This window comes from Bradyrhizobium genosp. L (assembly GCF_015624485.1).
Lineage (GTDB): Bacteria > Pseudomonadota > Alphaproteobacteria > Rhizobiales > Xanthobacteraceae > Bradyrhizobium.
In genome coordinates this window covers 5821736-5848214 of the sequence record NZ_CP061378.1, presented here as the reverse complement: position 1 = coordinate 5848214, position 26479 = coordinate 5821736, and the positions used below count along the sequence as shown (strand labels likewise).

General features: G+C 64.8%; 24 protein-coding genes and 1 tRNA gene. 15 read left to right on the top strand and 10 right to left on the bottom strand.

From position 1 onward, the window contains the following. The first annotated feature begins 6 nt into the window (after positions 1-6). The 6 genes from IC762_RS27830 to IC762_RS27805 all read left to right on the top strand — a co-directional run bounded on the left by IC762_RS27830 (position 7) and on the right by IC762_RS27805 (position 6777). The gene (locus IC762_RS27830; RefSeq protein WP_195785367.1) at positions 7-1299 is read left to right on the top strand and encodes an NAD(P)/FAD-dependent oxidoreductase; all 1293 of its coding nucleotides are present in this window, start codon (positions 7-9) and stop codon (positions 1297-1299) included. A gap of 80 nt (positions 1300-1379) precedes the next feature. Next, complete coding sequence (locus IC762_RS27825; RefSeq protein ID WP_195785366.1) at positions 1380-4613, top strand: adenylate/guanylate cyclase domain-containing protein; 3234 nt, start codon at positions 1380-1382, stop codon at positions 4611-4613. Positions 4614-4655: 42 nt separating this feature from the next. After that, on the top strand, positions 4656-5153 hold the full coding sequence (locus IC762_RS27820) for a hypothetical protein (protein ID WP_195785365.1): 498 nt from the start codon (positions 4656-4658) through the stop codon (positions 5151-5153). 22 nt (positions 5154-5175) lie between these two features. Beyond that, positions 5176-5859 (top strand): class I SAM-dependent methyltransferase, encoded by a 684-nt coding sequence (locus IC762_RS27815; protein ID WP_195785364.1) that lies wholly within the window; start codon positions 5176-5178, stop codon positions 5857-5859. Positions 5860-6049: 190 nt separating this feature from the next. Next, a complete protein-coding gene (locus tag IC762_RS27810; RefSeq protein WP_195785363.1) occupies positions 6050-6346 on the top strand; it encodes a hypothetical protein in 297 nt (98 codons plus the stop codon). Between the two features lie 143 nt (positions 6347-6489). Then, entirely contained in the window at positions 6490-6777 is a 288-nt protein-coding gene (locus IC762_RS27805) for a DUF1488 domain-containing protein (RefSeq protein WP_195790318.1), read from the top strand. 198 nt (positions 6778-6975) lie between these two features. Here the strand turns inward: IC762_RS27805 and IC762_RS35620 are convergent, their stop codons facing one another. From IC762_RS35620 to IC762_RS27790, 4 genes are all read right to left on the bottom strand, one after another. After that, positions 6976-7110, bottom strand: coding sequence for a hypothetical protein (locus tag IC762_RS35620; protein ID WP_283816287.1), 135 nt, complete (start codon positions 7108-7110; stop codon positions 6976-6978). A 73-nt stretch (positions 7111-7183) separates the two neighbouring features. Further along, the gene (locus IC762_RS27800) at positions 7184-7390 is read right to left on the bottom strand and encodes a hypothetical protein (RefSeq protein ID WP_195785362.1); all 207 of its coding nucleotides are present in this window, start codon (positions 7388-7390) and stop codon (positions 7184-7186) included. A 3-nt stretch (positions 7391-7393) separates the two neighbouring features. After that, positions 7394-8500: an alpha/beta hydrolase family protein gene (locus IC762_RS27795; protein WP_246801274.1), complete on the bottom strand. Its 1107-nt coding sequence runs from the start codon at positions 8498-8500 to the stop codon at positions 7394-7396. A gap of 256 nt (positions 8501-8756) precedes the next feature. Further along, positions 8757-10349, bottom strand: a complete 1593-nt coding sequence (locus IC762_RS27790; RefSeq protein WP_195785361.1) for a gamma-glutamyltransferase — start codon at positions 10347-10349, stop codon at positions 8757-8759. 228 nt (positions 10350-10577) lie between these two features. On the opposite strand from IC762_RS27790, the gene IC762_RS27785 reads away from it, so the two are divergent. Further along, entirely contained in the window at positions 10578-11351 is a 774-nt protein-coding gene (locus IC762_RS27785) for an enoyl-CoA hydratase-related protein (protein ID WP_195785360.1), read from the top strand. An 18-nt stretch (positions 11352-11369) separates the two neighbouring features. On the opposite strand, the gene IC762_RS27780 is transcribed toward IC762_RS27785, so the two are convergent. Next, positions 11370-12383, bottom strand: a complete 1014-nt coding sequence (locus IC762_RS27780; protein ID WP_195785359.1) for a zinc-dependent alcohol dehydrogenase family protein — start codon at positions 12381-12383, stop codon at positions 11370-11372. A 167-nt stretch (positions 12384-12550) separates the two neighbouring features. On the opposite strand from IC762_RS27780, the gene IC762_RS27775 reads away from it, so the two are divergent. Both IC762_RS27775 and IC762_RS27770 read left to right on the top strand, forming a co-directional pair. Beyond that, positions 12551-13408 carry a DUF2066 domain-containing protein gene (locus IC762_RS27775; protein ID WP_195785358.1) on the top strand — a complete coding sequence of 286 codons (858 nt, stop codon included), beginning with the start codon at positions 12551-12553 and terminating at the stop codon, positions 13406-13408. 147 nt (positions 13409-13555) lie between these two features. Beyond that, entirely contained in the window at positions 13556-13960 is a 405-nt protein-coding gene (locus tag IC762_RS27770; protein WP_195785357.1) for a hypothetical protein, read from the top strand. A gap of 215 nt (positions 13961-14175) precedes the next feature. Here the strand turns inward: IC762_RS27770 and IC762_RS27765 are convergent, their stop codons facing one another. Together IC762_RS27765 and IC762_RS27760 are read right to left on the bottom strand one after the other, a co-directional pair. Continuing rightward, positions 14176-15576 (bottom strand): argonaute/piwi family protein, encoded by a 1401-nt coding sequence (locus IC762_RS27765; RefSeq protein WP_195785356.1) that lies wholly within the window; start codon positions 15574-15576, stop codon positions 14176-14178. Then, on the bottom strand, positions 15573-17339 hold the full coding sequence (locus IC762_RS27760) for an SIR2 family protein (protein WP_195785355.1): 1767 nt from the start codon (positions 17337-17339) through the stop codon (positions 15573-15575). The genes IC762_RS27765 and IC762_RS27760 overlap by 4 nt, the downstream gene beginning before the upstream one ends. 553 nt (positions 17340-17892) lie before the next feature. Between IC762_RS27760 and IC762_RS27755 the strand changes: the two genes are divergently transcribed. Next, positions 17893-18123 carry a hypothetical protein gene (locus tag IC762_RS27755; RefSeq protein ID WP_195785354.1) on the top strand — a complete coding sequence of 77 codons (231 nt, stop codon included), beginning with the start codon at positions 17893-17895 and terminating at the stop codon, positions 18121-18123. 250 nt (positions 18124-18373) lie between these two features. Here IC762_RS27755 and IC762_RS27750 read toward each other — a convergent pair. Both IC762_RS27750 and IC762_RS27745 read right to left on the bottom strand, forming a co-directional pair. Then, positions 18374-18449 (bottom strand) — tRNA-Ile (locus tag IC762_RS27750). An 85-nt stretch (positions 18450-18534) separates the two neighbouring features. Continuing rightward, positions 18535-19491 carry a Bug family tripartite tricarboxylate transporter substrate binding protein gene (locus IC762_RS27745; RefSeq protein WP_246801273.1) on the bottom strand — a complete coding sequence of 319 codons (957 nt, stop codon included), beginning with the start codon at positions 19489-19491 and terminating at the stop codon, positions 18535-18537. 125 nt (positions 19492-19616) lie between these two features. On the opposite strand from IC762_RS27745, the gene IC762_RS27740 reads away from it, so the two are divergent. Then, positions 19617-20585, top strand: a complete 969-nt coding sequence (locus IC762_RS27740; protein ID WP_195785352.1) for a TAXI family TRAP transporter solute-binding subunit — start codon at positions 19617-19619, stop codon at positions 20583-20585. 65 nt (positions 20586-20650) lie between these two features. On the opposite strand, the gene IC762_RS27735 is transcribed toward IC762_RS27740, so the two are convergent. Beyond that, on the bottom strand, positions 20651-21862 hold the full coding sequence (locus IC762_RS27735) for an ABC transporter substrate-binding protein (RefSeq protein WP_246801272.1): 1212 nt from the start codon (positions 21860-21862) through the stop codon (positions 20651-20653). 185 nt (positions 21863-22047) lie between these two features. Between IC762_RS27735 and IC762_RS27730 the strand changes: the two genes are divergently transcribed. From IC762_RS27730 to IC762_RS27715, 4 genes are all read left to right on the top strand, one after another. Then, positions 22048-23157, top strand: coding sequence for a molybdopterin-binding protein (locus tag IC762_RS27730; RefSeq protein WP_195785351.1), 1110 nt, complete (start codon positions 22048-22050; stop codon positions 23155-23157). 24 nt (positions 23158-23181) lie between these two features. After that, entirely contained in the window at positions 23182-25116 is a 1935-nt protein-coding gene (locus IC762_RS27725) for a molybdopterin biosynthesis protein (RefSeq protein ID WP_195790316.1), read from the top strand. Positions 25117-25349: 233 nt separating this feature from the next. Further along, positions 25350-25877 carry a molybdopterin-guanine dinucleotide biosynthesis protein B gene (gene mobB, locus IC762_RS27720; RefSeq protein WP_195785350.1) on the top strand — a complete coding sequence of 176 codons (528 nt, stop codon included), beginning with the start codon at positions 25350-25352 and terminating at the stop codon, positions 25875-25877. Positions 25878-25943: 66 nt separating this feature from the next. Beyond that, positions 25944-26213, top strand: coding sequence for a sulfurtransferase TusA family protein (locus IC762_RS27715; RefSeq protein WP_195785349.1), 270 nt, complete (start codon positions 25944-25946; stop codon positions 26211-26213). Positions 26214-26479 lie beyond the last annotated feature (266 nt).

Sequence of the window (26479 nt, the reverse complement as noted above, 5' to 3'; positions counted from 1 at the left end):
CATCCAATGAACGCTTCTGTCCGTCTCCCGTTGCCGCCAAGCCTCTACGCCGACACCGCCGTGGAAGCGACGCCGACCCCGCCGCTCACATCGGACACCAGCGTCCCCGTAGCGATCATCGGCGGCGGCTTCACCGGCCTCTCCACCGCGTTGCATCTGGCCGAGCGCGGCGTGCTTGCCACCGTGCTGGAGGCGCAGGAGCCCGGCTGGGGCGCCTCCGGCAACAATGGCGGGCAGACCAATCCGGGGCTGAAGCACGATCCCGACCGGATCGAGGCCGATTTCGGCGCCGACCTCGGCCGCCGCATGATCGACTTCTCCTATGGCACCACCAACTTCACCCACGAGCTGATCCGCCGCTACCAGATCCCCTGCGAGGCGCGGCAGAACGGCACGCTGCGCGCCGCCTATAACGAGGCCAGCGCGGCGGCGATCGCCGCGACCGCGAAACAATGCATCGCGCGCGGCATGCCCGTAAAACTGCTCGACGCCGCCGAGATGCGCGCGATGACCGGCAGCGACCGCTATCTCTGCGCGATGCTCGATGCCCGCGGCGGCGATCTGCATCCGCTGAGCTACGCCCGTGGGCTGGCGCGCGCCGCGATCGGCGCGGGCGCTGCCGTTCATGGCGAGACGCCGGCGCTGGCGCTCCGCCGCGACGGCAGCCGCTGGCGGATCGAGACGCCGCGCGCCGTGGTGCATGCCGACAAGGTGTTGCTCGCCACCAACGGCTTCACGGATGATCTCTGGCCGGCGCTTCGCCGCAGCATCGTACCGGTGTTCTCCTCGATCGCGGCCACGGCGCCGCTGTCCGATGCGGTCGCACGTTCGATCATGCCTGGTCGCCCGGTGCTCTACGAGAGCGGCCACATCACGGTCTATTACCGCATCGACGCGCGCAACCGCCTCTTGATGGGCGGCCGCGGCCCGATGCGCTGGATCAGCAAGCCTGCCGACGTCGCCTATCTCATCAGCTATGCCGAGCGGCTGTGGCCGCAGCTCAGGGGCACGAGCTGGACCCATGGCTGGAACAGCCGCCTCGCCATCACCGCCGATCACTATCCCCATGTCCACGCACCCGCCGAGAACCTTTTGATCTCGCTCGGCTGCAACGGCCGCGGCGTCGCGCTCTCGACCGCGATGGGCGCGCAGCTCGCCAGCCGCCTGGTCGAGGGCGACAAGGCTGAGATCGACATGCCGATCACGGGCATCAAGCCGATGCCGATGCACGCCTTCTGGCGGGTCGGCGTCACTGCCGCGGTCCTGACCGGGCGCCTGCGCGACCGGCTCGGAGTGTGAAGCCGCCCACAGAACTGTAGAATGCGCTGGGCTATTACGGTGAGTCGGATATATTCGCAGTCTTCAGCGAAAGGCTGTTTATGCAGTGCGAGCGATGCGGTCATGCAAACCGGGCTGGCAACGATTATTGTGAAGATTGCGGTGCGGCGTTAGGCCTCAAATGTGATTCCTGCCAACATGTGAACGGTCCCTCCAGCCGGTTCTGCGGCCGTTGCGGCACGCCGCTCGGTGGCGCGGGCGGCGCGCGTGCCGACCAGCCCTCGCAGCGGTTGCTCCGCTCGCTCAGCACCAAGGGCGGCGAACGCAAGAGTCTCACGCTGTTGTTTGCCGATATCCGCAATTCGACCAACCTGATCGACAGCCTCGGCGATCCCGAGCTCGGCATGCGGCGCCTGGAGCCGGTGCTCGACCTGATGAAGGAGGCCGTCCACCGCTACGACGGCATCGTCAACAAGATCCAGGGCGACGGCGTGATGGCGCTGTTCGGGGCGCCGCCGCGGCCGCATGAGGACCACGCCGTCCGTGGCTGCCTCGCGGCGCTTGCGATGCAGGATTCGATCGCACGGCTGGCCGATCCCGGCATGCAGATCCGGGTCGGGCTGCACACCGGCGAGGTGGTCGTCCAGACCGTCGAAAATACCATCTACCAGACCTACGACGCCGCCGGCGCCAACGTCCATATCGCCAACCGCATGGAGCAGATGGCGGAGGAGGGCGCGATCCTGATCACCCGGGACACCTATGCCGGCGCAAGGCAGTTCGTCGAGGTCATGCCGCTCGGCATGCAGGCGATCCGCGGTATCGCCACGCCGGTCGAGGTTTTCCGGCTGACCGGTCTGCTCAGCGCGCCCGCGAGCGACATCTTCCGCAGCGGACGGCGCCTCACGGCGATGGTCGACCGGACCGAGCAGACGGCGGCCCTGGAATATGAGCTGTCGCGCGCGGTCGGCGGCGACGGCCGGGTGGTCGGCATGGTCGGCGATGCCGGCATCGGCAAGAGCCGCCTGTGCTTCGAGTTCGCCGAGAACTGCCGCCGCAGGGGCATCCGCGTCTATGAGGCCCGCGTGCTGGCGCATGGCCGCGCGACGCCGTTCCAGCCCGTGCTCGAACTGTTGCGCGACTATTTCGGCATCCAGGCCAAGGAGCCGATCGATACATCCCGGCGTCGCGTCATCGACCGCTTTGCCGAGATGGGCTTGTCGAACCAGGACCTGCTGGTGCTGCTGGAGTTTCTCGGGCTCGCCGATCCGGACCATCCGGCGCCGAAGCTCGATCCGCGCGCGCTCAAGCTGCAACTGCTCGAGCTGGTTCGTACGCTGGTCCGGGCGCGCCCCGGCGACATGTCGACCGTCATCCTGATCGAGGATCTGCATTGGATCGACGCGGCGAGCGAGGAGTTCGTCGAGGCGCTGGTCGATGCGATCGTCGGCACGGCGACGCTGCTGCTGGTCAATTTCAGGCCGGGCTTCTCCGCCGCGTTCATGCAGCGGTCCAACTATCGCCAGATCGCGATACCGCCACTGGCGTGGTCGGAATCGAACGAGCTGCTGCGCGAGCATTTCGGCCGGCATCCCTCGCTGGCCCTGCTGAGCAGCAACGTCATCGAGCGCGCGCAGGGCAATCCGTTCTTCATCGAGGAGCTTGCCAACTCCGTCGTCGAGCGCGGCAATGTGGAAGGCGAGCGCGGCAACTACCGGCTCAGGCATGGCATCGATGCGGTGCCGCTTCCTGCGACGGTGCAGGCCGTCGTCGCCGCCCGCATCGATCATCTCGAGGACGTCGCCAAGGGGGTGCTGGAAACCGCGGCCGTGATCGGCCGGCTGGTCGCGATGTCGGTGCTGCGTCCGGTCGCGGCGCTGCCCAACGACGATCTGCTGGAAGCCATCTCGCAGCTCCGGCAGGCCGAGTTGCTGTACGACCTGCCGCCCTATGACAAGGGACTGCTCGCGTTTCGCCATCCCCTGATCCAGGAGGTGGCCTACGCAACCCAGCTGCGGTCGCGGCTGACCACGCTGCACGCCACCGTGGCCAAGGCGATCGAGAGCTTCGACTGGGGCAGGCTCGACGAGTTTGCCGGGTTGCTCGCCTATCACTACGAGGCCGCAGGCCAGCCGCTGGAGGCGGTCGCCCATCTGCAACGGGCGGCGCGCTGGATCGGCAAGACCAATTCCGCCGAGGCGTTGAAGAGCTGGAAGAAGGTTCGCGCTTTGCTGCAGGACCAGCCGGCATCCGAATATGTCGACCGGCTGCGGGCGATGTCGAGCGGCCAGATCCTCAATTTCGGCTGGCGCGAGGGAATGTCAGCCGAAGAGGTCAAGCCTTACGCCGAAGAGGCGATCAAATACGCGCGCACGGCGGACCGGATGAACGAGCCGATCCTGCTCGGCGCCTATGGCCGGATCCTGGCCGCGACCGCGGCGGCCGACGACTATGTCAATCTGGTGCAGGACGCGGTGAAGCTCACCTCCGACACCGGCGACGTCGGACGGTTTGCCACGGTCAACGCCATGCTGAGCCAGGCGTTCTTCCTGTCGGGTCGCCTCGGCGAGGCGCTGGACGCCGGCCAGGTGGCGCTTGCGACCATTGCCGAGCAGGGCGGTTTCGACAACAACGTCACCCTCGGCCTCAACCCCAACCAGATCCTCGGCTTCGACGTCGAGCACTGGATCAAGTGTCTCAGCACCCGGATCCTGGTCCGGCTCGGCCGGTTCGACGAGGCCGAGCAGCGGATCGCCGAGGTGCTGCGGGCCGAGCCGGAGCGTTTCGCGGCGGTCGTGCAGTTCATCCCGCATTTCGCGATGGTCGAGATGGCCTGGCGGCGCAGCCGGCCGGAACTCGCCAAGCCGCATGCCGCCAGGATCGCCGAATTGGCCGAGCAGTCCGGAACGCCCTACCTGCGGGTCGCCGCGGTCGCAAGCGCGGGCCTTGCCAGCGCCGCGGCGGGTGACTTCAGGGTCGCCGCGCCGCAGCTTCGGGAGGCGATCGACTTTGCACGCTCGGCGCGCGCCGGCCTGGAGTTCGAGGCGCGCATGCTCGCCGACCTGACCGAAGCGCTTTATCTCGCCGCCGACTTTGATGCCGCCCTGCAATCGGCCGACGAGGCGCTCACGGTCGCGCGGCGCAGGACGGATCGCGTTGCCGAGCTGCACGCGACCGTGCTGCGCGGCCTGATCGTTTGCGCGCTCGGCAACACATCGCATGACGAGCTTGACGCGCTTGTCAGCGCAGCCCAGAATCTGCTGGACGTGTCCGGGGCAGCCTATTTCGAGCCACAGCTCGATCAGCTTCGATTGCACCTCGAGCGACGCCGCTAACATCATTTTTATTTCTCGAAGCAAGCTACTGAGGGGGTTTTCATGGGAAGAGCTATTCAAGACGAGACGACGCGCGACGTGCTGGAACTGCTGAACAAGCGGTTCGGCCCGGCCGGGATCGCGGAGATGGTCGAGCTGCAGAAGGAATTCGACATCTTCTCGCCCAAGCATCCGCTCGAGCAATCTTTCAAGCTGATCGGGATCGAGCCGAGCGACCGGGCCGAGCGCCAGCGCTGGTACACCTTCCTCGGCACGTTGAAGGACTATCCCTCCGACGTGGCCAATGTGAGCGGCTACAACCGGGTGATCCAGGCGTTCCGGCATGCGCTCACGCAGGGCTCGCTCCTGCCGGTGTTCGTCGGCGTTCACGCCATGAAGGACAATGCGCAGGTGACGTTCGCATCCGAGGGCGGAACCCCGCTGATCTACTCGACCCAGCCGTACCGGGTGCTCTCGATTCCGACCAAGCCGAGCCAGGTTGCCCGCAAGGAAGCCGCTGACGCAGCCAAGCAGCGGCGGGCCAAGAAGGCCAAGAAATGAATAAGTGAGTAATGGGCAAGACATGAGCATCGCGGCGGAGACCGCAGGTTCCGGCGCTCAACGCGACCGGGCACGGTTCTCCGGCCTGTATGCCGATGTCGAATCCTACTACAGCGCGCGGGTGGCCGAATTCGGCGCTACCCCGCGCGGGGTGGACTGGTCCTGCCAGGCCACCCAGGAGCTTCGCTTCGTCCAGTTGCTGAAGCTCTGCGATTTTTCCGCGCCGTTCAGCCTGAACGACATCGGCTGCGGATACGGCGCGCTGTGCGCCTACCTCGCCAGGCGCCATCCGCAAGCCGTCATCGACTATCTCGGGACCGACCTGTCGCTTGCCATGATCAGGCGTGCGCGCCGCCGCTTCTCGGCGCCGGGGCGGCGTTTCAAGCTTGCCAGGGGCAGCCCGCGCGTTGCGACCTATTCGGTCGCCAGCGGTATCATGAACGTCAATGTCGGCAGCTCCCGCCCATCCTGGGAGGCGTTTGTCGCCGAGATGCTCACCGACCTCCGCCGCGCCAGCGAGCGCGGCTTCGCCGTCAACTTTGTCACCGGCACGGCAGAAGCGGATGCCGCCGGGGTGCAGCTCTATCGCACCAGCCCCGGGCCGTGGATTCGCTACTGCGAACGCGAGCTCGGCTGCACCGTCAGCACGGTCGAAGGCTACGGGATGGACGAAGTCACCCTGCTGGCGCGATGCAACGCTGCCTGATCGACCGGAGCGATCGCGTCGCCCTCGGCACCGGCCGCCTTATTCGTCCAAATGGGCGCATTGCGCGAGAAAACGATAGCTATTTGCGGCGATAGCGCGCACGGTCGGTCGTGATGGAAAACGTGGCTCTTGTTCGTCGAAGCGTGGGGTCGATCTGTCGGACGCGCAACGCAGCGACGAATGTGCCGTCATGACCGAGCCTCCGATCGATCTCGACAAGCATCGCGGCCTGGCTGCGCAAAAAGCCACCGACATCCGTCGCGTGATCGCCGACGTCGAGGTCAACGCCAAGATGCTGCGCGAACGTCAGGCGGCCGTGGAGCTCCAGCTCGTCGCGGTCCCGGCCTCGTCATGGCCGGAGGCCGTCGAAAAGGCGCGCTACGTGCTGAATCTGTATGCCGCCGGTCTGGCGCCCACCGATACGCATCACCGTGACCTTGTGGCGGCGGTGCTGGCCGACCTGACCCGGCTTGCCGGCGAGAGTTGAACGGGCCGAATCGTCGACCCGCACGAGTCCGAAGCCGAGTGCTTGCGCCGGATCGCCGAGATCAATCCTCAGCCGGCCCAAGAAGAAGTGACCGTCACGGGAGCCCGCAGCACCCGCGCTCCAACAACCGGAAGGCAGCTCGCATGACGCTGATGCGCGGTAATGTCGGGGGCTATGAATTCAATCGCATGGTGGTGCTGTTCTCGATGATGGATGGCACCAGGGAGATTCCGTGCGCGATCAGCGCCGCGGCAATGGACGAGATCGAGCACGTCTCGCGGACTGCGGCCGACCAGCGCGAACAGCAATTCCAGCGGTTGCGGGATCGCATCGAGCAATGCGCATCGCGCAAATTCGACGCGCGGGAGTTCGAAGGCAATCCTCCGGGCATCATTTTGCGCGGCATCGATTTTCGCGGTCGCGGATGCTAGAGCATGATCCGAAAAAGTGTGAAGCGGTTTTCCGAAAAGATCATGCTCAAACAAAGAGCTAAAGCGCGATGACGATTCAACCCAATCTCGTCGCGCTTTAGGCCGATAACTGAGCATCGGAACAACGCCGCGGCATGCTGAGCGGTCGCGGCTTGCTGTGATCTCAGCGGCCGTATCGTCGAACGACCGCCGCCAGATCTACTTCTTTTTGCCGGAGCCGATGGCCGGCTGCCATCCGGCGGTCTTCTGGCTGGGCGCCGCAGCGATGGTCTTGATCTTCTCCTTCTTGGGCTTCTTGGCTTCTCGATTGCTTCTTTGCTCGCCCTTGGCCATGTCAGTCCTCCTCCGGTTTATGATGATGCAAGAGCAGCATGACAGAACCCCTCTGACGCGTCATCAAGCGCGTTCATTGCGAGTATGAAAGCTGGTCTTCCGTCACGACGCGCTCGATATTCTCCGACTTGCTCCTGATGCGGTATCTGAGACGCCCGTCAGCTTCGATCGGCATGCGTTGCACGATGGTGTAGACCATCGGCGGTTCGACTTCGGCACGCCCTTGCGGTCCTTGGGGCTGGTGGTGGACGTCTTCGTTCAGTTTGTAGTTATGGGACATGCGTCATCTCCGGGCTTGGCGGCTGCGCCATTGTAGACGCTTCCGTGATGCAATGCACGCGGGCCGGGATGGATCAGTTGCCATTCCGGTGCTGGTCGAGTCCTTGTGTTCCGGCGCACGGCCTGAGCGCGTCGCGGCCTCGCCCAGGTGCTTTCTGAAGAACGCGATGGCCGCGGCGTGAAACTGCTTGTGAAACGCGGCGCGATCGAAGCCCGGCGCGTCGGTGCAGGTGTTCGCGGTCTCCGCCTCCTTCGGCGTGCAGAGCGCAAGGAACGAGAAGTGCTTCGCGTCCTTGACGAAGTGATAGTCGGGCTTTGCGGGAAGCCGGTCCTTGATGTCGGCGGCACAACACCCGGACAGGCCGTCGCCATTCTGGGCGGGATCCGAACTCCACAACTGCACCGGGATCGTCACGCCTTTCAGATTTTCCTCCGGAAACAAAAACGCCGGATATGGATCGACGATGACGGCCGCGCGGACGCGCGGATCATGGACGACCGGCCCGCGCGGAAGCTGCCCATCCTCGAGTTCCTTGCAGGCGCGCAAGCCCGACGTCCGACAGTTGGGCAGGCCCTTGCGGAGGTCGGGCTTGCCGCCGATCACGGCGAGCGCGGTGTAGCCGCCCCAGGAAAAACCGTAGAGACCGATGCGCCCCGCGTCGATGCGCGCCGCGTCCGGCCAGCCAGTGAGCGCGTAGTCGATCGCACGCTGGATATCGGCGGGCCGCTCGACCAGGACGGCAAGGCTGTCGGTGCCGCTGGTGTCGCTCCAGGTGTCGGTCGGATGATTGATCGTCAGAACGACGAAGCCGGCGTCTGCCAGGGCCTCGGCCGTGTCATGGTGACCGCCGAGCCACCCGCGCCGGCCATGCGAGATCACGATCAGCGGAAGCCTGTCGCCCACGATCGCGCAATCGTTCACGCCGAAGAACGTTCTGCCGTCGCGGGCATCGATTTCCTGCGGCGGCTGCGCACAGGGATGCCATATCACGCCCCGGATCGCCGGCCCGCCGGGGCCTGCGGGAACGTTGAAGGCCCTGAGGCCCGCTGCCTGCGCCGTGGAAACCGTGAGAAACAACAGGATCGCGCCGACCAACGGAAGACAACGCATGACCGCTCCGAAAGGGGAAAGGCTGCACCCTGCCAGCCGTTCGTGTCGAACATGCGGCCGCGCAATGCGTCCCCACCCACCGCTGTCATCGCCCGGCCTGTGCGCAATTGCGCACATGGACCGGGCGACCCGGCACGCCGCGGCCCATCGGCTCAAGCACGACTGCCTCAGGAATACTGGATCAACCCCATGCGCGGGTGACGACACCGCGTGTGCGAAATCAGGGACGGCGAGCGTGCATGCCGCCGTGATCGCTTCACCCCTCCGCGACCGCATCGCCCCAGGGCTGGAACGGTTCGGTGGCGCCGCTGTTGGTGGTGCCGTGGCGCAGCACGAGGCTCGGGCAGGCGAATTTCATCGGCAGGGTCTGGATGCGCGCTTCCTCATAGTCGAAGCGGCCGCGCAGCGTGTCGCGCACTGGCTGGGGCAGCCGCACGTCGCCGATCACGACCGCGGCTTCGCTGGCGTCGATGCGCGGCTGGTGAATCGCGGCGTCGAGGTCCATGCCGAAATCCATCACGAACGACAAGAGCTGCGATATCGCGGGCAGGATGCGGCGGCCGCCCGAGGCGCCGGCGGCAAGCGTCCGCCCGTCGGCGGCCTGCGCCACGACGGGCGTGTAGTTGGTCAGGCAGCGTTTGCCGGGCGCGAGCGAGTTCGGGTTGCCCTGCGCAGGGTCGAACCACATGATGCCGTTGTTCATGGTGAGCCCGGTGTTCGGCGTCACGAATTTGGAGCCGAAGGTCGACAGCAGCGTCTGCGTCACCGCGGCCATGTTGCCGTCGCGGTCGACCGCGGAAAAATGCGTGGTGCAGGACGGCGCGATCGCCTCGGCGCCGAGCGCACGGTGGCCGTCGAGGTCGCCCATGTCCTGCAGCCGTTCACGATAGGCGGCCTGCAGCGCCTCGACATAGGCCGCGTAGGCCACGGCATCCGGACCGCCGCGCGCGGGCTCGAACGCCTTCTGGAGCAGACCGAGCGTGCGCGCCATGGTCGGACCCGCGGTTAGCTCCGGTGTCGCGTAGACGGTACCGCCGCGATAGGGGATCTTGAGCGGCTCGCGCAGGGCGGCACGGAACGCGGCGAGGTCACGCACCGACAATGCGCCGCCGGCGGCCTGGATATCGTCGGCGATCGAGCGCGCCAGATCGCCCTCGTAGAAGTCACGCGGGCCGGCTGCCGCGAGCTGCGCCATCGTCGCCTTCAGCCGGTCCTGCGCCATCCGTACCACCGACTTGATGCCCCATTGCGCATTGGGCGGCAGGCCGTCCACGAGATAGGCCGCGGCGCTGGCGGGATAGCGCCTCAGATCCGCAGCGGAGCTCGCGATCATGGCGGTGGTCCACCAATCGACCAGCAGGCCTTCGCCGGCGAGCTCCACGCTCGGCGCCAGCAGCTCCTTCCACGGCAGTTTGGCGTGGCGACGATGCGCTTCCTCCATGCCGGCGACCACGCCGGGCACCGCGATCGAGCCGGGGCCGTGCAGGTTGCGGTCGTCCTTGACCCGTGCCCAGGGAAAGATGTCGGAGGCAACGCCGCTGCCGGTCAGCGGATAATCTTCCACGCGCAGGCTGTCGGGCGCGCGCATGCCGTAGTCGATCACCTCGCAGCGGTTGTCGCGGGCGCGATAAAGCACCATGGCGCCGCCGCCACCGGCGCCGCTCATCCAGGGCTCCAGCACACCGAGCGCGAAGGTGGTTGCAATCACTGCATCGACGCAATCGCCGCCCGCGGCCAATACCTCGGCGCCGACTTCGGCCGCCTTGCGCGACTGCGCAGCGACGATGCCGCCCTTGGAGCTGACGGCGGGCTTGCGGATCACTTGCGAGGTGGAGAACTGGTCGGACATGGCACTGCTTCCTGGCGTTGCTTCGCTGTTCTAGAGCATGATCCGGAAAAGTGTGGAGCGGTTTTCCGAAAAGATCATGCTCAAACAAAGGGCTAAAGCGCGATGACGATTTCAACCCAATCTCATCGCGCTTTAGTTGCGGGTCGGGCACGTTGGCGTAGCATGCCAAGCATCGCGCAGTCAGCGCAACAAGAACCATCAGGGCAAGAACCTTCAGGGAGCATGAGCATGGCGGCTGTGAAGCGCGAGCGTGACGGCAAGGTCGGCATCTTGACGCTCGACGATCCCTCGAGCCTCAATGCGATGACCCCGGAGCTGCTCGGCGATCTCGCCCGTGCGATCGGCGAGATGACCGCCGACGCCAGCATCCGTGCGTTGGTGCTGACCGGGGAGGGCCGCGGCTTCTGCTCGGGGCAGAACCTCAAGGCCGCCAATTCGCTCGGCGACAACATCTATGTTGGTGTGATGACGCATTACTGGCCGGCACTGAGCGCTTTGCGCGAATGTCGTGTGCCGGTGGTGGTCGCCGTCAACGGGGTCGCCGCCGGCGGCGGCTTCAGCCTGGCGATGTCCGGCGACGTCATCCTGGCGGCGCGCTCGGCGAGCTTCATCCAGGTGTTCAGCCGGATCGCGCTGGTGCCCGATCTCGGCTCGACCTGGCTTTTGCCACGCCTGATCGGCCGGCAGCGCGCGCTCGAGCTGATGCTGCTCAACGAGGCGCTCTCCGCCGAGCGGGCCAGGGAGTGGGGACTGGTGCGCGAGGTCGTCGACGACGCGGACCTGCTCGACGCAGCGAAGGCGTTGGCGCGGCGCCTTGCGGACGGGCCCACGCGGGCGCTGGTCGCGACGCGGCAACTGCTCGAGGAGAGCGAGCATGCGACCTATGCCGGCCAGTTTGCCCGCGAGCTCGAAGTACAAATGGTGATCCGCGAGAGCGCGGATGCGCAGGAAGGCCGCAAGGCCTTTGTCGCGAAGCGCAAGGCGCAGTTTACGGGACAATAGGTGTTGGGCGCAGACACGTCATCCGATCGCAACGGCGACTTTGCCGAAATGCGCACCGCTCGCCATGTGGGCGAATGCGTCCTTGACCTGGTCGAACGCGAACACCTTGTCGATCACGGGTGTGAGCCGGTGCATGCTGATGCCGTCGCAGAGCGCCTGCAAATCCTCGACCGACCCGACGGTGACGCCCTGCAGCCGCTGCTGCTGCATCACCATCAGCGGCAGCCGGCTGTCGGAGGTGGCGGGACCTGCGAGCACGCCGATGAAGGCGATGGTGCCGCCGATTTTCGTCGCGCGGATCGATTCGTTCAAGGTGCCGACGCCGCCGACCTCGACGACGAGGTCGACGCCACGCCCGGTCAGCTCGCGTGCCTTCTTGCCCCAGTCGGGCGTGCTCCTGTAGTTCAGCGTGACGTCGGCGCCGAGCTGTTTCAGCCGCGCGATCTTGGCGTCGCTGGAGGAGGTGGCGATGACGCGGGCGCCACACATCTTGGCGAATTGCAGCGCGAACAGCGAGACGCCGCCGGTGCCCTGCGTCAGCACGGTCTGCCCGGGCTTGACGTTGCCGAGCTTGACCACCGCGCTCCAGGCGGTGAGGCCGGCGCAGGGCAGCGCCGCCGCCTCGACGTCATTGAGATGCTCCGGCGTGCGCACCAGCGCGTGCGCCGGGAACACCCGGTACTCGGTCAGCACGCCGTCGACGCTGCCGCCGAGCGCCGCGCGCATCCTGGCCTCGCTCGGTTCGCCGCCGAGCCAGCTCTCGAAGAAGCTGCCGACCACGCGGTCGCCGGCCGCAAGGCTTTTGACACCGGCGCCGACCGCCTCGACCACGCCGGCGCCGTCGGAGACCGGCACCAGCGGAAATTTCTGGCGCGAGCCGTAGCCGCCCTTGACCGTGAGCAGGTCGCGATAGTTCAGCGTCGCCGCCTTCAGCCGCACCAGGACTTCGCCGGGGCCGGCCTGCGGAACCGGCTTGTCGACCAGCGCGAGGGCCTCGATGCCGCCGGGGCCTTGCAGTTCGTAGCATTTCACGGGACGTCTCCTCAGCGTGATATTTTCTCGACACTATGTCAGGCCGGCCGCGCGTGGCCAGTGCATGCGGGAGGACGTGCCGAATGTCGGCCATGTCGAAACCAGTTGGCGCCGCCGGGAAATACCGCCAATCTGCGCCGGCCGCGCCACCGTTGCGGGAGGTGATCATGACGATCTTGCGCAAGACGAGACAGGTTCTGATCGGAATTTTGACGCGCTGTTTGGCCGGCGCGCTGCTGGCTGCGGCGCCGATCTGTGGCAACGGCGCGATGGCGGTCGCCGCCGACGATCTATATCGGGCGCAGACCGTCGTCACTGGCCAGGGCGAGCCGAACCGCATCATCGGTTTCGGCGCCTGTCTGGAGGATGTCCTCATCAAGGTCTCCGGCCAGCCGAAGCTCGCCGGCGACCGCAGGCTTGCGGTCTACCAGTCGAGGGCCAAGGAGTTCGTGAGCAGTTTCGATTATCACGATCAATATTCCGGCAAGCCGCATCATGACGAGCAGGGCACCCGCGACCGGCCCTACGATCTGACCGTGAGTTTTGACGACAAGAAAATCGATCGCGTGCTCGGCGAGCTCGGCCTGAAGCCGTGGCGATCGCAACGGCCGGTGCTCGGCGTCTTTGCCGAGATGCAACACGGTCCAAAGGACTACATCGTTGCGGCCGATGGCACGCAATCAGATCTCGAGCGCGACGCGCTCAAGGCCGCAGCAGACAAGCGCGGCATGCGCGTCGTGCTGCCTGATACGAGCGCCAATATCACCGTGGACCAGCTCCGCAGCATGCCGCCCGCGAAACTGCTGGCGATCGCCGCGCCGAAGGGCGGCGAGGTGCCGCTGATCGGACGGCTGGTCTGGGACGACAATGACCTCGGATGGACCACGCAATGGCAGATCGCCTGGCATGGCAAGGACTACAAATGGCAGTTCCGCGGGGTGAGCTTCGACGAAGCATTCCGCCGCGGCGTCGGCGGTGCGGCGCAGGTGCTGTCCGGCAATGGCGATCCGGGGCGTGCGAAATGAGCCGCAGGCAACGGGGGCGACCTCTCGCGGGCGGCCGTGGAACTCGCGCGCGGGCGCACGTAGGACACCGGGTCGTCGACAGAGGTTAACCATCCCTTAGGGCGCGCTGCCGATGATTGGGCCGTTTCCAATACGAGTCCCATTCCGATGCTCAAAGACGGTACCTACGCTGCGTGGTTCAAGACCCCCTTGAGTCAGGGCACCGGAATCGCGCATGTCGCAGACGGCAAGATCTGGGGCCGCGACAGCATCATGAGCTACAGCGGCACCTGCGAAGTCGACGGCGAGCATTTTGTCGCCATCGTCACGACCAAGCGTCACAGCGAGGGACATGACACCGTGTTCGGCGCCGACAATCTCACGCTGCGGCTCGAGGGATCGTTCGTCGGCAATATCGGCGCGTATGTTGCGACCGCCGACGAGGTGCCGGGCATGCTGCTGGAGGGGACGCTGATCCGCAGCGAGCAGGCCGAGCCCGCGCCGGCCGCGGAAGGACCACTGCCGCCATTCAACCCCGACCGCCTGCCGAAACTGCCGAAGCGCCCGCGCTGAGCGGTTACCGCATCCTTGGTGGGCCTTATTGGATACGTATCGAACTTATGCGTTGCTCCGACACCTGAAGTTTGTGGAATCTTTGAGAAACTGCGAGCCGGGCATTTCTCGCTGACTTTGCAGTAGCACGGTCATTTTGGAGCAAGGAGATTATGAATTCACCTCGGCGACCTTATGAGCAAGCGCTCTAATCAAGTGATCGGACTGCACATGTGTTACATAAAATTTCGGAAATCGAAGACGTCATCGACCATATTTGGATTCTGCTGAATAATTCGCGCGAAGCGCTGGGAATATTCCAACGTCACCGGCAATTTCTTGTAGAGCGTATTGTTATTCCAATCCATTTTTGTAAGCCCAAGAATTCCGGCACAGGTGTCGTGCCATCCTCCAGCTCCCGTAAATCGCTTTAGCAGGAGCGGAGATGGAATTGGCTTTAGATTGCCTTCCTTATAGACCGGCTTGGATGCGGTCATGTGAACTCCGTCCACGCTGCCTTGCGACCAGAAAAAAGCCGCATCAGGGGTCAGGGGCAAGTGCGTCCCGCGGAGAAGGGGGTAGGCTGAGGCACGTTTGTTATCGCCATACGCAAGGGCCATCCAGTTCGACGATTTTACAATCTGGACAAGCTCAACATCGGTCCGATCGCTGAACGCATCGAGAGTCCCTAGGATTTCCTCTTCCTTGAAGGGGGTATTCTTGTGCACGGTTACCTTCTTGGGCGGACGGCCTGAATGGCCGCTCTGATAGATCTCAAGGCTTCGCGATATCACGGCCAGCATTTCGTTGTAGTCGAGGTACGGGTTGCCGCGTCGATCCTGCGTGAAGCTTTTGGTATCGTAGGCAACAAATTGAAATCCGGTGCCATCCGGGTCGAACACCTGACTGCAGCAGGTCGTGTAATCAGTCCCATCGCTGCTCGTCTTCATGGCATAGCTGATGCCGATGTAGGCCTCGTCGGGATTGAGGCCGGCGAGCTTCCAAGGAATTCCGCCAGCTTTTGCGTACAGCGCGACGCTAAGACCCCACATCACATTCGCGCGGCACTTGCGCAGGAGCGCGCCTTCCAAGACTATTTGGATCGGAATCCGGGTCGGCGCACAGAAAGCTTTGAGGAAGTCGTGTAGATCAAAGCCTGGCGACTCGAAGCATGCTTCCCAGGAATTCGGCAAATACATTAACAAAACGTCGAACTCTGCGCGGTGCAGGGTGAGCTTGCCGATCGCGTCGAAGATTTGACGTGCAAGTTCGTTGCGATTGCCTTCAAGCGCGAGGCGATTGAGATCCTCCGACATTTCGAACCGGCGCGCGTTCTCAGCAATGAGCGGGGTACGGAAAAGCCGTTCGAAACCCGGATACTCTGGATAGTAGTTGAGCGCTTCGCGCGGCCGGGCGGAGCCTCCCAGTTCGCGTAGAATACTGTCGAGCTTCGGAAGCAACCCCTTCGGCGCCAGCAAGGCCAGACGAACCCGCGCCGGGATCCCGAGCGGCAGGCTATAGGGCCCACGCCGAATGAGGCCGCGCAAGGGATGCTTGTCCAAGCCACCACCAGCAAAAACAAGGTCTGGCTCAGGGATCGTCGCATAGCCATCCATTTCCGAAGGTGATGCTGTCATACCGCCATCCTCCGGCTAAAGGCCGTACGGGCGTTGACGACGATCTTCGGTGAGCCGGCGCTCTCCTGGCCTTCAAACGGCTGCAAGACGTGATCGGCCGCCCGCCCTGTACTCGGAAGCACGAGGTTGATCCATGCCGAGAGCAATGCATCGCCCCGGTTGTTGAAACGATTTCCCAGCCGCTCGTCCAAAAAGCCGATTGCCTGCTGCCGCGCGTGCTTGGGCCATATCCAAACGTCGGGCTTCAGGACGAGCCAGAACCGGCCGTCAATTTCATCCACATCGAGCCGGGCCGCCTCTGCCCACCAGACTTCTTCGGACTTGGGATGTTCAGGCGTTATTGCGGAGATCATCCCTTCAATCCGGCCGTACAAACTGCCGACACATTGAGAAATTCCCTTCGTCAGGGCGAGATTGGGATGTTGTCGATCAAGAATAAGGACCGACCCTCCGCGCCAATCGCGCATGAGCAGTGGCTTACCCCGTATAAGAGAAAGGCCTATCGCCCGTTCGATGAATCCCTTGAGGTAGAGATTGTTAGCGTAATCCTGAAGGCGATCCTTGATGCAGTACGGCGACAAGGACGTGAGATCCTTGCCAAACGCCCGCCGTAGTGTCTGTTCATCGCCCCACGCCAAGATCGAACTGCCCTTGGTCGCGACAATCTGATCGCGTGCTTGTTTCTCCGCAGAGTGGATATCGTGCCAGTCCTTGGGAGCTGCGAAGCTAAGCTCAAGACAGGTGTCCGGCATTTCAAGCAAAGGAAGCGCGTTAAGGCGCAAAATTGGGTCGCCGCTACCAGCGCCCTTACGTGGAATAGAAACAGCTTGAGAGCCGGTTCGGCCGATCTTCTCGATGAGCTCTTTTGGCTTGTCCGGGAATTGCTTCCAGATCCGTGACATCAAGGAATCGAATGTCTCGATTTCGATAAGCTCGGCGCGCACGCCCTTGGCGCGTGCGACTTCCAACAGCGCGGTCACAGCCGGGAGCGGATTCCGTCCCTTAAGCGTTGTCCAGTAAAAGCCATGTGGGAAAGGATTAGGGCCGTCGAGGATACGGTGAAGGAGCTGCATCACACTTTCGTCGCGGCCGCTGTAGCCCGCCACTATCATGCCAAACCGATTGCAGGCGCTTTCGAGGCAATCGCCCATCTCGGCGTTCTGGGTTTTCAGATCCTCTGTAAGATTTTTGATGCTCGTATAGCGAAAGTCACCGTGAAGCTTGCAGTAAATTGGGAAGGCGTCGTTGTTCAGCGCTTGCTTTGCGGCGTAGCTGCCTTCCAGATGAAATGCAGAAAGGCTCTTGCCGGTAACCTCGGCAACGGCGCGCTCGACGACGGTGTCGAAATTGGTCGTAAACACGACCTTGATCGCCCCCGTGCTGAAGAGGCCGCCCAAGATTCTGTGACCGAGGGTAAGGGATGACGCTTTCTCGGAAAGCTTTGCTTGCAGATAGCGGCTCTGCCGCTCGAGGTCGGTGCCAAAAATCAACTCGAAACTTCGGCTATAGGCCGTTGGGTCGCTCGTCGCGGGAAAGCCGCGCGACATCAGATAGGATTCAATCTTCTCGCGGACCGCACCGTTCTGAAGGTCGTTCGACGAAACTTCCTGATGCTCTTCGGAACAGTAATAGCGGCGCTTCAGATCCCAAATGATATCCCATGCTGTGGGCAAGCCAGCGCTTTGGGACGACCCTGCACCTAGCATCCAGGCGAACATGCCCGGCGCTTCCGTTACGATGCGAATGAACTCTGCTTGCTCCATTGGTTCAGGCTAGCTTTGCTTTGGCGCATACAATCACTGACAAATATGATCTATATAATTGCCTTTTGGTTAGGTTGCGCGGACGTGGCCGATTCGCGTCGCGAGTGAACACGTCGCAATTGCGCCGGGGCGGAATGCCTCGCAAAAATGACCTTTCAAATCGTGCGCAATTTGTTCTCTCGCGTGAATGGAGGTGTTTTCGCTGTCCACAGCTTTCGTGCAGCCGACAAGGTAGCATGATCCATCTACGGAAAGTGACCGTAGTGACGACTTACTGTCTTGAAAACAATAGTGAAAATGTGATTTTCTAACGTCTGTTAGAAGGCTCGACTTTATTTTTGACGCAGGAGCAAACCACGCAACCCCGTTGCTGATTGCGGTGACAGTGCACTTAGTTGGAACGAGCGTGACGGTTGCTGGCCCAACGCGTGAAGCGCGCCAAGTGGATTGAGTGCGCAGTCACCGTAATCCCGCCGCCGACGGCCCGCCGCCGCCATTCAATCCCGACCGGCTGCCGAAGCGCCCGCGCTGAGAGGTTTACGCGGGAGGATTGTTGTCGCTCGCCGAGACGCGTCTATTTGGAGCCAAGCACTTCGATCGTTCCGATCACCCGGCGGCCTGCTCGATCACGGCCTTCGCTGTACCGCGACGCGGCTCGACAATCTGCAGATCGCCAGCCGGCGCTTCAATGCTCGCCGTACTGCAGACTGCGGCGGCCTTTGAAGAGGCCATGCCGATGCTGCAGCGTCCCGATCAGCATCACAAGTGCATTGATGGTCGCTGAAGCAGGCCATCGGGGGCGATGATGGAATCGTGCCGCTGAGTTGCCCGACGTGTCAAATGGTTTTCGAATGGGTCGCTCAAGGCATCGAGCAGGTCATTGCTCCTTTGCATGGGGTTGTTTTCGCGGTTTTGGTGAGGCGTGGCTTGTGGCCGCAGTCCGCCTTCGCCCAAGAGGGCTTCGGCGCGACAATCTTCGCTCACTTAGCCGGGAATTTGTGGCACGGGCCTGCCGCGCCGAAGCGCGCGAAGGCTGGTGGGCCCGGCAGGACTCGAACCTGCAACCAGACCGTTATGAGCGGCCGGCTCTAACCATTGAGCTACAGGCCCCGCCGCCTCGCGGGCCGCGTGAGGGGCCGGCGACGGTGCCGGCTCCGTTTACAGGCTGGGCCGCGATCCGGCAATGGCGCAGGCCTTAATCCACGGAAACACCCGCGAACTCCACGACTTTGCGCCACTTCTCGGTCTCGTCGGCCACCAGCTTGCCAAACTCGGCAGGCGTCATCGGCTTCGGGATGCCGCCGACCTCGGCGAGGCGCGCCACCAGCTTCGGGTCCTTCAGCGCGTCACCGACCGCCTTGTTGAGGAGATCGACGATCTCGCTTGGCGTCCCCTTCGGCGCCGAGATGCCGTAGAAGCCGACCGCCTCGAAGCCCGGCACGGTCTCGGCGATCGCCGGCACGTCGGGCACGCCGGGCCAGCGCTGCGGCGAGGTGACGCCGAGCGCGCGCACGCTGCCGCCGCGCGACTGCTCCAGCGCCGACGGCAGATTGTCGAAGATCAGCTGCACCTTGTTGGAGATGATGTCGGGAAAGGCGATCGCCGATCCGCGATAGGGCACGTGCTGCATGTCGCATTTGGTCATCGCCTTGAACAGCTCGGCCGACATGTGCACCGAGGTGCCGTTGCCGGACGAAGCGTAGGCGATCTTGCCCGGATTGGCCTTGCAGTAGTCGATGAACTCCTGGACGGTCTTCACCGGCATCGCATTCGAGACCACCAGCATGTTGGTGAGCTGCATGATGCTGGCGACCGGGGTGGTGTCGCGCAGGAAGTCGTAGGGCAGCTTCTTGTAGAGCGAGGTCGAGATCGCATTGTTGGGCGCGACGAACAGCAGCGTGTAGCCGTCCGGCGGCGCGTTGATGGCGGCGGCGGCTGCGATGTTGCCGCCGGAGCCGGCGCGGTTCTCGACCACGAATTGCTGGCCGAGATGATCCGACAGCCACTGCGCCATGATGCGCGCGACGATGTCGACCGGGCCGCCGGCGGCAAAGCCGATCAGCCAGCGCACCGGGCGGTTCGGATAATCGGCGGCGGAGGCGGCGCCGAGCAAGGCAAAGGCACAAACCAAAGCGAGCAACGCAATACGCATCAACCGGATCATCGTCTCCCTCATTTTCTTGTGACCGTTACGGGCATCGTTTCACAAAACGCCTCCTTTGCCTACGCCGTCTGCCGTGCGAGTCTGTCGCGGGCGACATGATGCCGAGGCTTGAGATGAAATTCGCTGTTGTGATATGCGCCGTCGCGCTGATGTCGGCGGGCGGTGCGAGCGCGCAGGAGGGGGACAAGGCGATGTCGAAGACCACGATCAGTTTCGCCACGGCGACGCCGGGCGGCGGCTTTCCGCTCTACGGCAACGCGCTGGCCGAGGTGGTGAACGCGGCCGATCCGACATTGTCGATCGAGCCGCGCAACACCAAGGGCTCCAACGAGAACATCCCGCTGCTCGAGGCCGGCAGCGTCGATATCGCGACCGTCGCGGGCGAGCCGGCCTATGAGGCCTTCAAGGGCATCGGACGCGCGCCTGCCACGAAAATGAAGATCCTCACCGCGATGTATTCCAGCCCGGGCATGTTCGTGGTCCGCGCCGACAGCCCCTACAAGACGATCCAGGACCTGGTCGGCAAGCCGGTCGCGTTCGGCGCCAAGGGCTCCGGCCTGCCGATCCTGTCGCGCTATATTCTCGATGGCATCGGATTGAAGCAGGACGAGGACTTCAAGTCGATCTATCTCGACCACGCCGGCGACGGGCCTCCTATGGTCCAGGATGGCCGCGCGGCCGCGCTGTGGGGCGCCGGCATCGGCTGGCCCGGCTTCACCAAGATGGCCGAGAGCGCCACCGGCGCGCGCTTCATCGCGCCGACTGCAGACGAGATCGCAAAGATCCGCGCCAAGCATACTTTTCTGAAGCCGCTGACGGTGCCCGCAGGCAGCTATCCGAAGCAGACCGAGGCGATCGCGTCGGTCGGTTCCTGGAGCTATGTGCTGGTGCGCGACGGCCTCCCCGACGATGTCGCCTATCGGCTGGCGAAAACGCTGCACGGCGTCGAGGCCACCTTCTGCAAGAAGCTCGCCCAGGCCTGCGAGACCACGGCCGCGAACACGGTGGCCGCCGCGCCCGACATCAATCTCATTCACCCCGGCGTGTTGAAATATCTTCGTGAGATCGGGGTGGCGAAATAGGGTGGGGAGGCCGTCATTCCGGTGCGATGCGTGAGCATCGAATCCGGAATGACGACCTCCGGTCGTCACTTCTTGATCATCTGACACGCCGGGTCCGGCGGGCCGAACGCGTCGTCGCCGGAAATCTTCGCCAGGATCTTGTAATAGTCCCACGGATATTTCGATTCTGCGGGGGTCTTGACCTGCACCAGCCAGAGGTCGTGCACCATCAGATTGTCCTCGCGCAGTTTGCCGTTGCGGGCGAAGAAATCCTCGACCGGCTTCTCGCGCATCTTGGCCGCGACCTTCAGCGGCTCGTCGGTGCCGGCCTCCTTGATCGCATTGAGATAGGCCGTCACGGAGGAATAGACGCCGGCCTGCCACATCGTCGGCATCCGGTTCAACTTGGCGAAATAGCGCTTCGACCATTCGCGGGTCTTGTCGTCCATGTCCCAGTAGAATGAAGTGGTCAGCAGCAGGCCCTGCGCGGCCGACAGCCCGATCGAGTGGATGTCGGTGATCAGCGCCAGCAGCGCCGCCATCTGCTGGCCGCCGGCGAACACGCCGAACTCCGCGGCGGTCTTGATCTCGTTGGTGTTGTTGGGCGGGCCGCCGGCAATGCCGATGATCTTGGCCTTCGAGGCCTGCGCCTGCAGGATGAAGGACGACAGGTCCGGCGTCGCAAACGGCGGCCGCACCGCGCCGAGCACCTTGCCGCCGTTCTTGGTCACGATCGCCGAGGCGTCCTTCTCCAGCGAATGGCCGAACGCGTAGTCGTCGGTGATGAAGAACCAGCTGTCGCCGCCGCGCTTCACCACCTCCTGCGCGGTGCCGACCGCGAGCGCGCGGGTATCGAACACCCACTGGATCGCGTAGGGCGAGCAGAACTTGCCGTGGAAATCGGTCGCGCCGGTCGAATGCGTGATGAACAGCTTCTTCTTCTCGTTGGCGATGTTCTGCACCGCGAGGCCGACCGCGGACACCGGCACGTCGACGATCAGATCGACCTGGTCGACGTCATACCAGCGCCGTGCGATGGTCGCGCCGATGTCGGGCTTGAGCTGGTGGTCGCCGACGATGACGGTGATCGGCTTGCCGAGCACCTTGCCGCCGAAATCGTCGACCGCCATCTGGGCTGCGGTCACCGAGCCCTGTCCGGTCGGCGTCGAGGCCGGGCCGTTCATGTCCGTCAGCACGCCGATCTTGACCACGTCGTCGGACACCTGGGCAAACGCGGCCGACGAGGCCAGCAACGCGGCCGCGAGCGTTCCGAACATGGCAAGCTTCTTGGTGATCATCCTGTCTCCCTCCCGTGAATTGGCGCATTGGCCATTATTGCTTTGTGCCGGGCTTTCGCGGCCGGCCATATTGGTTTCTTTTGCAACTATTTGGAGGGCCGCGTCAACGCGCCTTCGGTCTAATGGCGGGGTGCGGATGGACGCGAGGCAGTTTCCTTCAGCACCGATTCGGTCCATAGCGGGCCATGGTCACCACCCAGCGCCTGCCGGTTTCGCTCACCCCGCTCGATGCGGCGCTGACCGCCGTGCTGCGCGATGCAGCACCGGTGGCGCCGGTCGAACTGCCGCTCGCCGACGCGTTGCGCTGCGTCGCCGCCGAGATGCCGCGGCTCGATGCGCATCCGCCGCACGACGTTGCCGCCGGCGACGGCTGGGCGATGCGTGCCGGCGATCTGGTTGGGGCGTCCTCCTATGCGCCGTTGCCGCTGGCCGGGCCGCCGGTCTGGGTCGAGGCCGGCGCCGCGATGCCCATCGGTGCCGACTGCGTTGTCGATGCCGACCTGGTCGACAGCTCCGGTCCGATCGCGCAGGTGCTCGGCGAAACCGTCCCGGGGCAGGGCGTCCGACATGCCGGTGGCGATATCGCCCAGGGATGCGCGGTCGCCGAAGCGGGACAGCCGGTGCGGTCGCGCAATCTGCTGCTCGCGCGCGCTGCCGGATGGCCGACACTGCGCGTGCGGCGGCCGAGGCTGCGCCTGGTCAACATTCCCAATGGCGAGGTGACGACATCGCTGATTGCGGAAGCGGCGCGCCTGGCGGGAGCGGACGTCATCTGCGCCGAGGCGGGGCGGGATGTATCTGATGTCGCGCGCGCGCTCGAGGTGGATGGCTGCGATCTGTTGGTCACGATCGGAGGCACCGGTGTCGGCCGCACCGATGCGACGGCAAGCGCGCTGGCCAGCCGCGGCGCGCTGATCACGCACGGCATCGCCTTGCAGCCGGGGCGCACCATGGCGGTCGGACGGATGCATGCGACGCCCGTCATCGCGCTGCCCGGCGCGCCGGACCAGGCCTTTGCGGCCTGGTGGGCCGTCGCGCTTCCCCTGCTGGACCGCTTGTCGGAGCGGCAGCCGCGCGCGACGCGCAGCCTGCCGCTGTCGCGCAAGATCGCCTCCACCGTCGGCGTCGCCGAGGTCGCGCTGCTGGCCTGTCGGCAGGAATGCTGGTCGGCGCTGGCGATCGGGGATCTCTCGCTCGATGCGATCGCGCGCGCCGACGCCGTGCTGATCGTGCCCGGGACCTCCGAAGGCTTTGCTGCGGGCGCGGTTGTCGATGCCTATATGTTGCGGGACTGAGTTTCCCAGATGAGCAGCACGTCCATGACAAAACCCGGCGCATCCGTCGACCAGGACCAGTTCCTGACCATCCTGTCGCGCGAGGAGGCGCTGGCGCGTTTCCAAGCCGCATTGTTCCCGCGTGAATTGCCGTCGGAGACGCGACGGCTCGCTGACGCGCTCGGCTGTGCGCTGGCGCAGGATGTCGTGGCGCCGATCGACGTGCCGCCGTTCGATCGTTCCAATGTCGACGGCTTTGCCCTGCGTTCCGCCGATCTGGTCGGCGCGCGCGAAGCCGCGCCGGTGCGGCTCGATCTCAACGACGAGACCATCGCCTGCGGCACGGCGCCGACCCGGCCGGTGTTGCCTGGCACCGCGACGCCGATCGCGACCGGCGGCCCGGTGCCGCGTGGCGCCGATGCCATCGTGATGGTCGAGCACACCCAGCCCGCGGCAGCGCGCGCGATCGAGGTCCGGCGCGCGGCCTCGGCCGGGCAGTTCGTCTCCTATGCCGGCTCCGACATCGCGCGCGGCGAGGTGCTGCTGCGCACTGGTACGATGATCGGCTCGCGCGAGATCGGCATGCTGGCAGCCTGCGGCATTGCCGAGATCTTGGTCGCCCGGCGGCCGCGTGTTGCGATCCTCTCGACTGGCGACGAATTGGTGCAGCCGGGCGAGGCGTTGCCGCCCGCCGCGATCTACGACACCAACGGTGCGATCGTGACCGCGGCGATCGCCGAGAACGGCGGTGACGCGCATTTTCTCGGCGCGATCGCCGACGATGAAGCGAGGCTCGAGGCCGCGATGCGCCGGGCGCTGGCCGACAGCGACATGCTGGTGCTGTCGGGCGGCACGTCCAAGGGCGCGGGCGACGTCTCGCACCGGATCATTGCGCGGCTCGGCAAGCCCGGCATCGTCGCCCACGGCGTGGCGCTGAAGCCGGGCAAGCCGCTGTGCCTCGCGGTCTGCAACGGCAAGCCGGTGATCATCCTGCCGGGCTTTCCGACCTCGGCGATGTTCACCTTCCACGACATGATCGTGCCGGTGCTGCGCCGGATGGCGGGGCTGCCGCCGCGCTCCGACGCCACGGTGACGGCGAAGGTGCCGGTGCGGATTGCATCCGAGCTCGGCCGCACCGAGTTCGTCATGGTGTCGCTGGTCGAAAGCGGCGACGGGCTGATCGCCTATCCCGGCAGCAAGGGCTCGGGCGCGATCACGTCGTTTGCACAGGCCGACGGTTTCCTGAAGATCGATGCGCTCGCCGACCAGATGGCGGCGGGCAGCGACACCGAGGTGACGCTGTTCACGCCGCATGTGCGGGTGCCCGATCTCGTTGTCGTCGGCAGCCATTGCACCGGGCTCGATCTCGTCACCGCGCCGTTGGCGCGTGCCGGGCTCGTCGTCCGCTCGATCGCGGTCGGCAGCCTCGGCGGGCTCGCGGCCGCCAAGCGCGGCGAATGCGATCTGGCGCCGATCCATCTGTTCGACGACAAGACCGAGACCTACAACACGCCCTATCTCGCCGCCGGCCTCGAACTCGTGCCGGGCTGGAGACGCATGCAGGGCATCGTGTTCCGCGCGAGTGATGCGCGCTTCACCGGCCTCAGCGCGCAGGATGCGGTGCGCACTGCGCTCGCCGATCCCGCCTGTATCATGGTCAACCGCAACCAGGGTGCGGGCACCCGCATCCTGATCGACCGGTTGCTGGGCGGCAGCAGGCCCGACGGCTACTGGAATCAGCCGCGCTCGCACAACGCGGTCGCGGCCGCAGTGGCGCAGCACCGCGCCGACTGGGGCATGACCATCGCACCGGTCGCCCATGCGGCGGGGCTCGGGTTCATTCCGCTCGCTGAAGAGCACTATGATTTCGCGCTGGTGACGGCGCGCAAGCAGCGGCCCGCGGTGCAGGCTTTTCTCGAGGCCCTGGCGTCGGACGAAAGCCGCGTGGCCTTGACGAAAGCTGGGTTCAGGCCGGCATAGCGTCACCGGGCGCGCCTCTCTCCAGGTGTCGCCCCTGCTTCGCAGCGCCGACACCGAGTGTGTTGCGCATCGCTCGCCAAAACGCGGTGTCATCACCCGCGCATGGCTCGCTGCCGATATAAGCGTGTTGGAGGCATGATGAAATCCAGCCATAATCGTTGTTACGGGTGCTTCGTCGCTTCTCTGGTCGCAATGACGGGCAAGGCGAGGGCCGATATGTGGAACTGGATCGGATGAAAATAATAGGCCTCGCGGGATGGAGCGGCGCAGGCAAGACCACGTTGCTGTCGCGGGTGATACCGCATCTCCTGCGCCGCGGCCTGCGCGTCTCCGTCATCAAGCACGCGCATCACGAATTCGATGTCGACGTGCCCGGCAAGGATTCCTGGGTGCACCGGCAGTCCGGTGCGACCGAGGTGCTGGTGTCCTCGTCGCGACGCTGGGCGCTGATGCATGAGCTGCGCGGCGCCGACGAGCCGCACCTGCCGGAACTGCTGGCCAAGATGGCGCCGGTCGATCTCGTCGTGGTCGAGGGGTTCAAGCGCGAGCCGGTCAACAAGATCGAGGTGCATCGCGGCGCCAACGGCAAGCCGCTGCTGTTTCCCGACGACGCACGCGTGGTCGGACTCGCGAGCGACGTTGCAATTGCAACCACGCTGCCGGTGGCGCATCTCGATGACGTCGAGGCGGTGGCGGCGCTGATGCTGCGGTCCGCGATCGCGGTCGACGATGTGCTGGCAGCGGCGTCCGCCGGGCACTGACGCGACGGTCTGCGCGAGGGCCGCATCTCCGTTGACGATACGCCACCGCTTCGCCATGGTCGCAGCATGACCACGACCAAGCTCGATCTCACCGGCCTGAAATGCCCGCTGCCGGCACTGAAGACCCGCAAGGCGCTGCAGCGGGTGATGCCTGGCGACGTCCTCGAAGTGCATTGCACCGATCCGTTGTCGGTGATCGATATCCCGAACCTCATTCGGGAAACCGGCGATAAGGTCGAGATCGCCGAGCGAAGCGATCTTCGCATCGTTTTTCTGATCGAGAAGACGAATGGGACGATAGACAAGTCAAATGCTGCATTGCCGCGTACGAGGTAGACGCAGCGGATATCTACCTTTTGCCTATCGACTCCTAGTTCCCCCGTCTGCACGAATTGATAATGTCCGTCTGGTTGTGGCGATAGACTCGTGCCCGGGCGAAGGCACGTGGCTGAGGGCAGATCGTATCCAGATTGGCCGCGCGTTCGGGGCATATCCGATCGCGTTGGGGGTTCAAATTCCAGAATGCGCGTGGTGGTCCCGGCGCATGCGGGGAATTTTGCGGAACGGCAGTCTGGCAGCTGCGCCGCAGGGGCTGAGGCGGG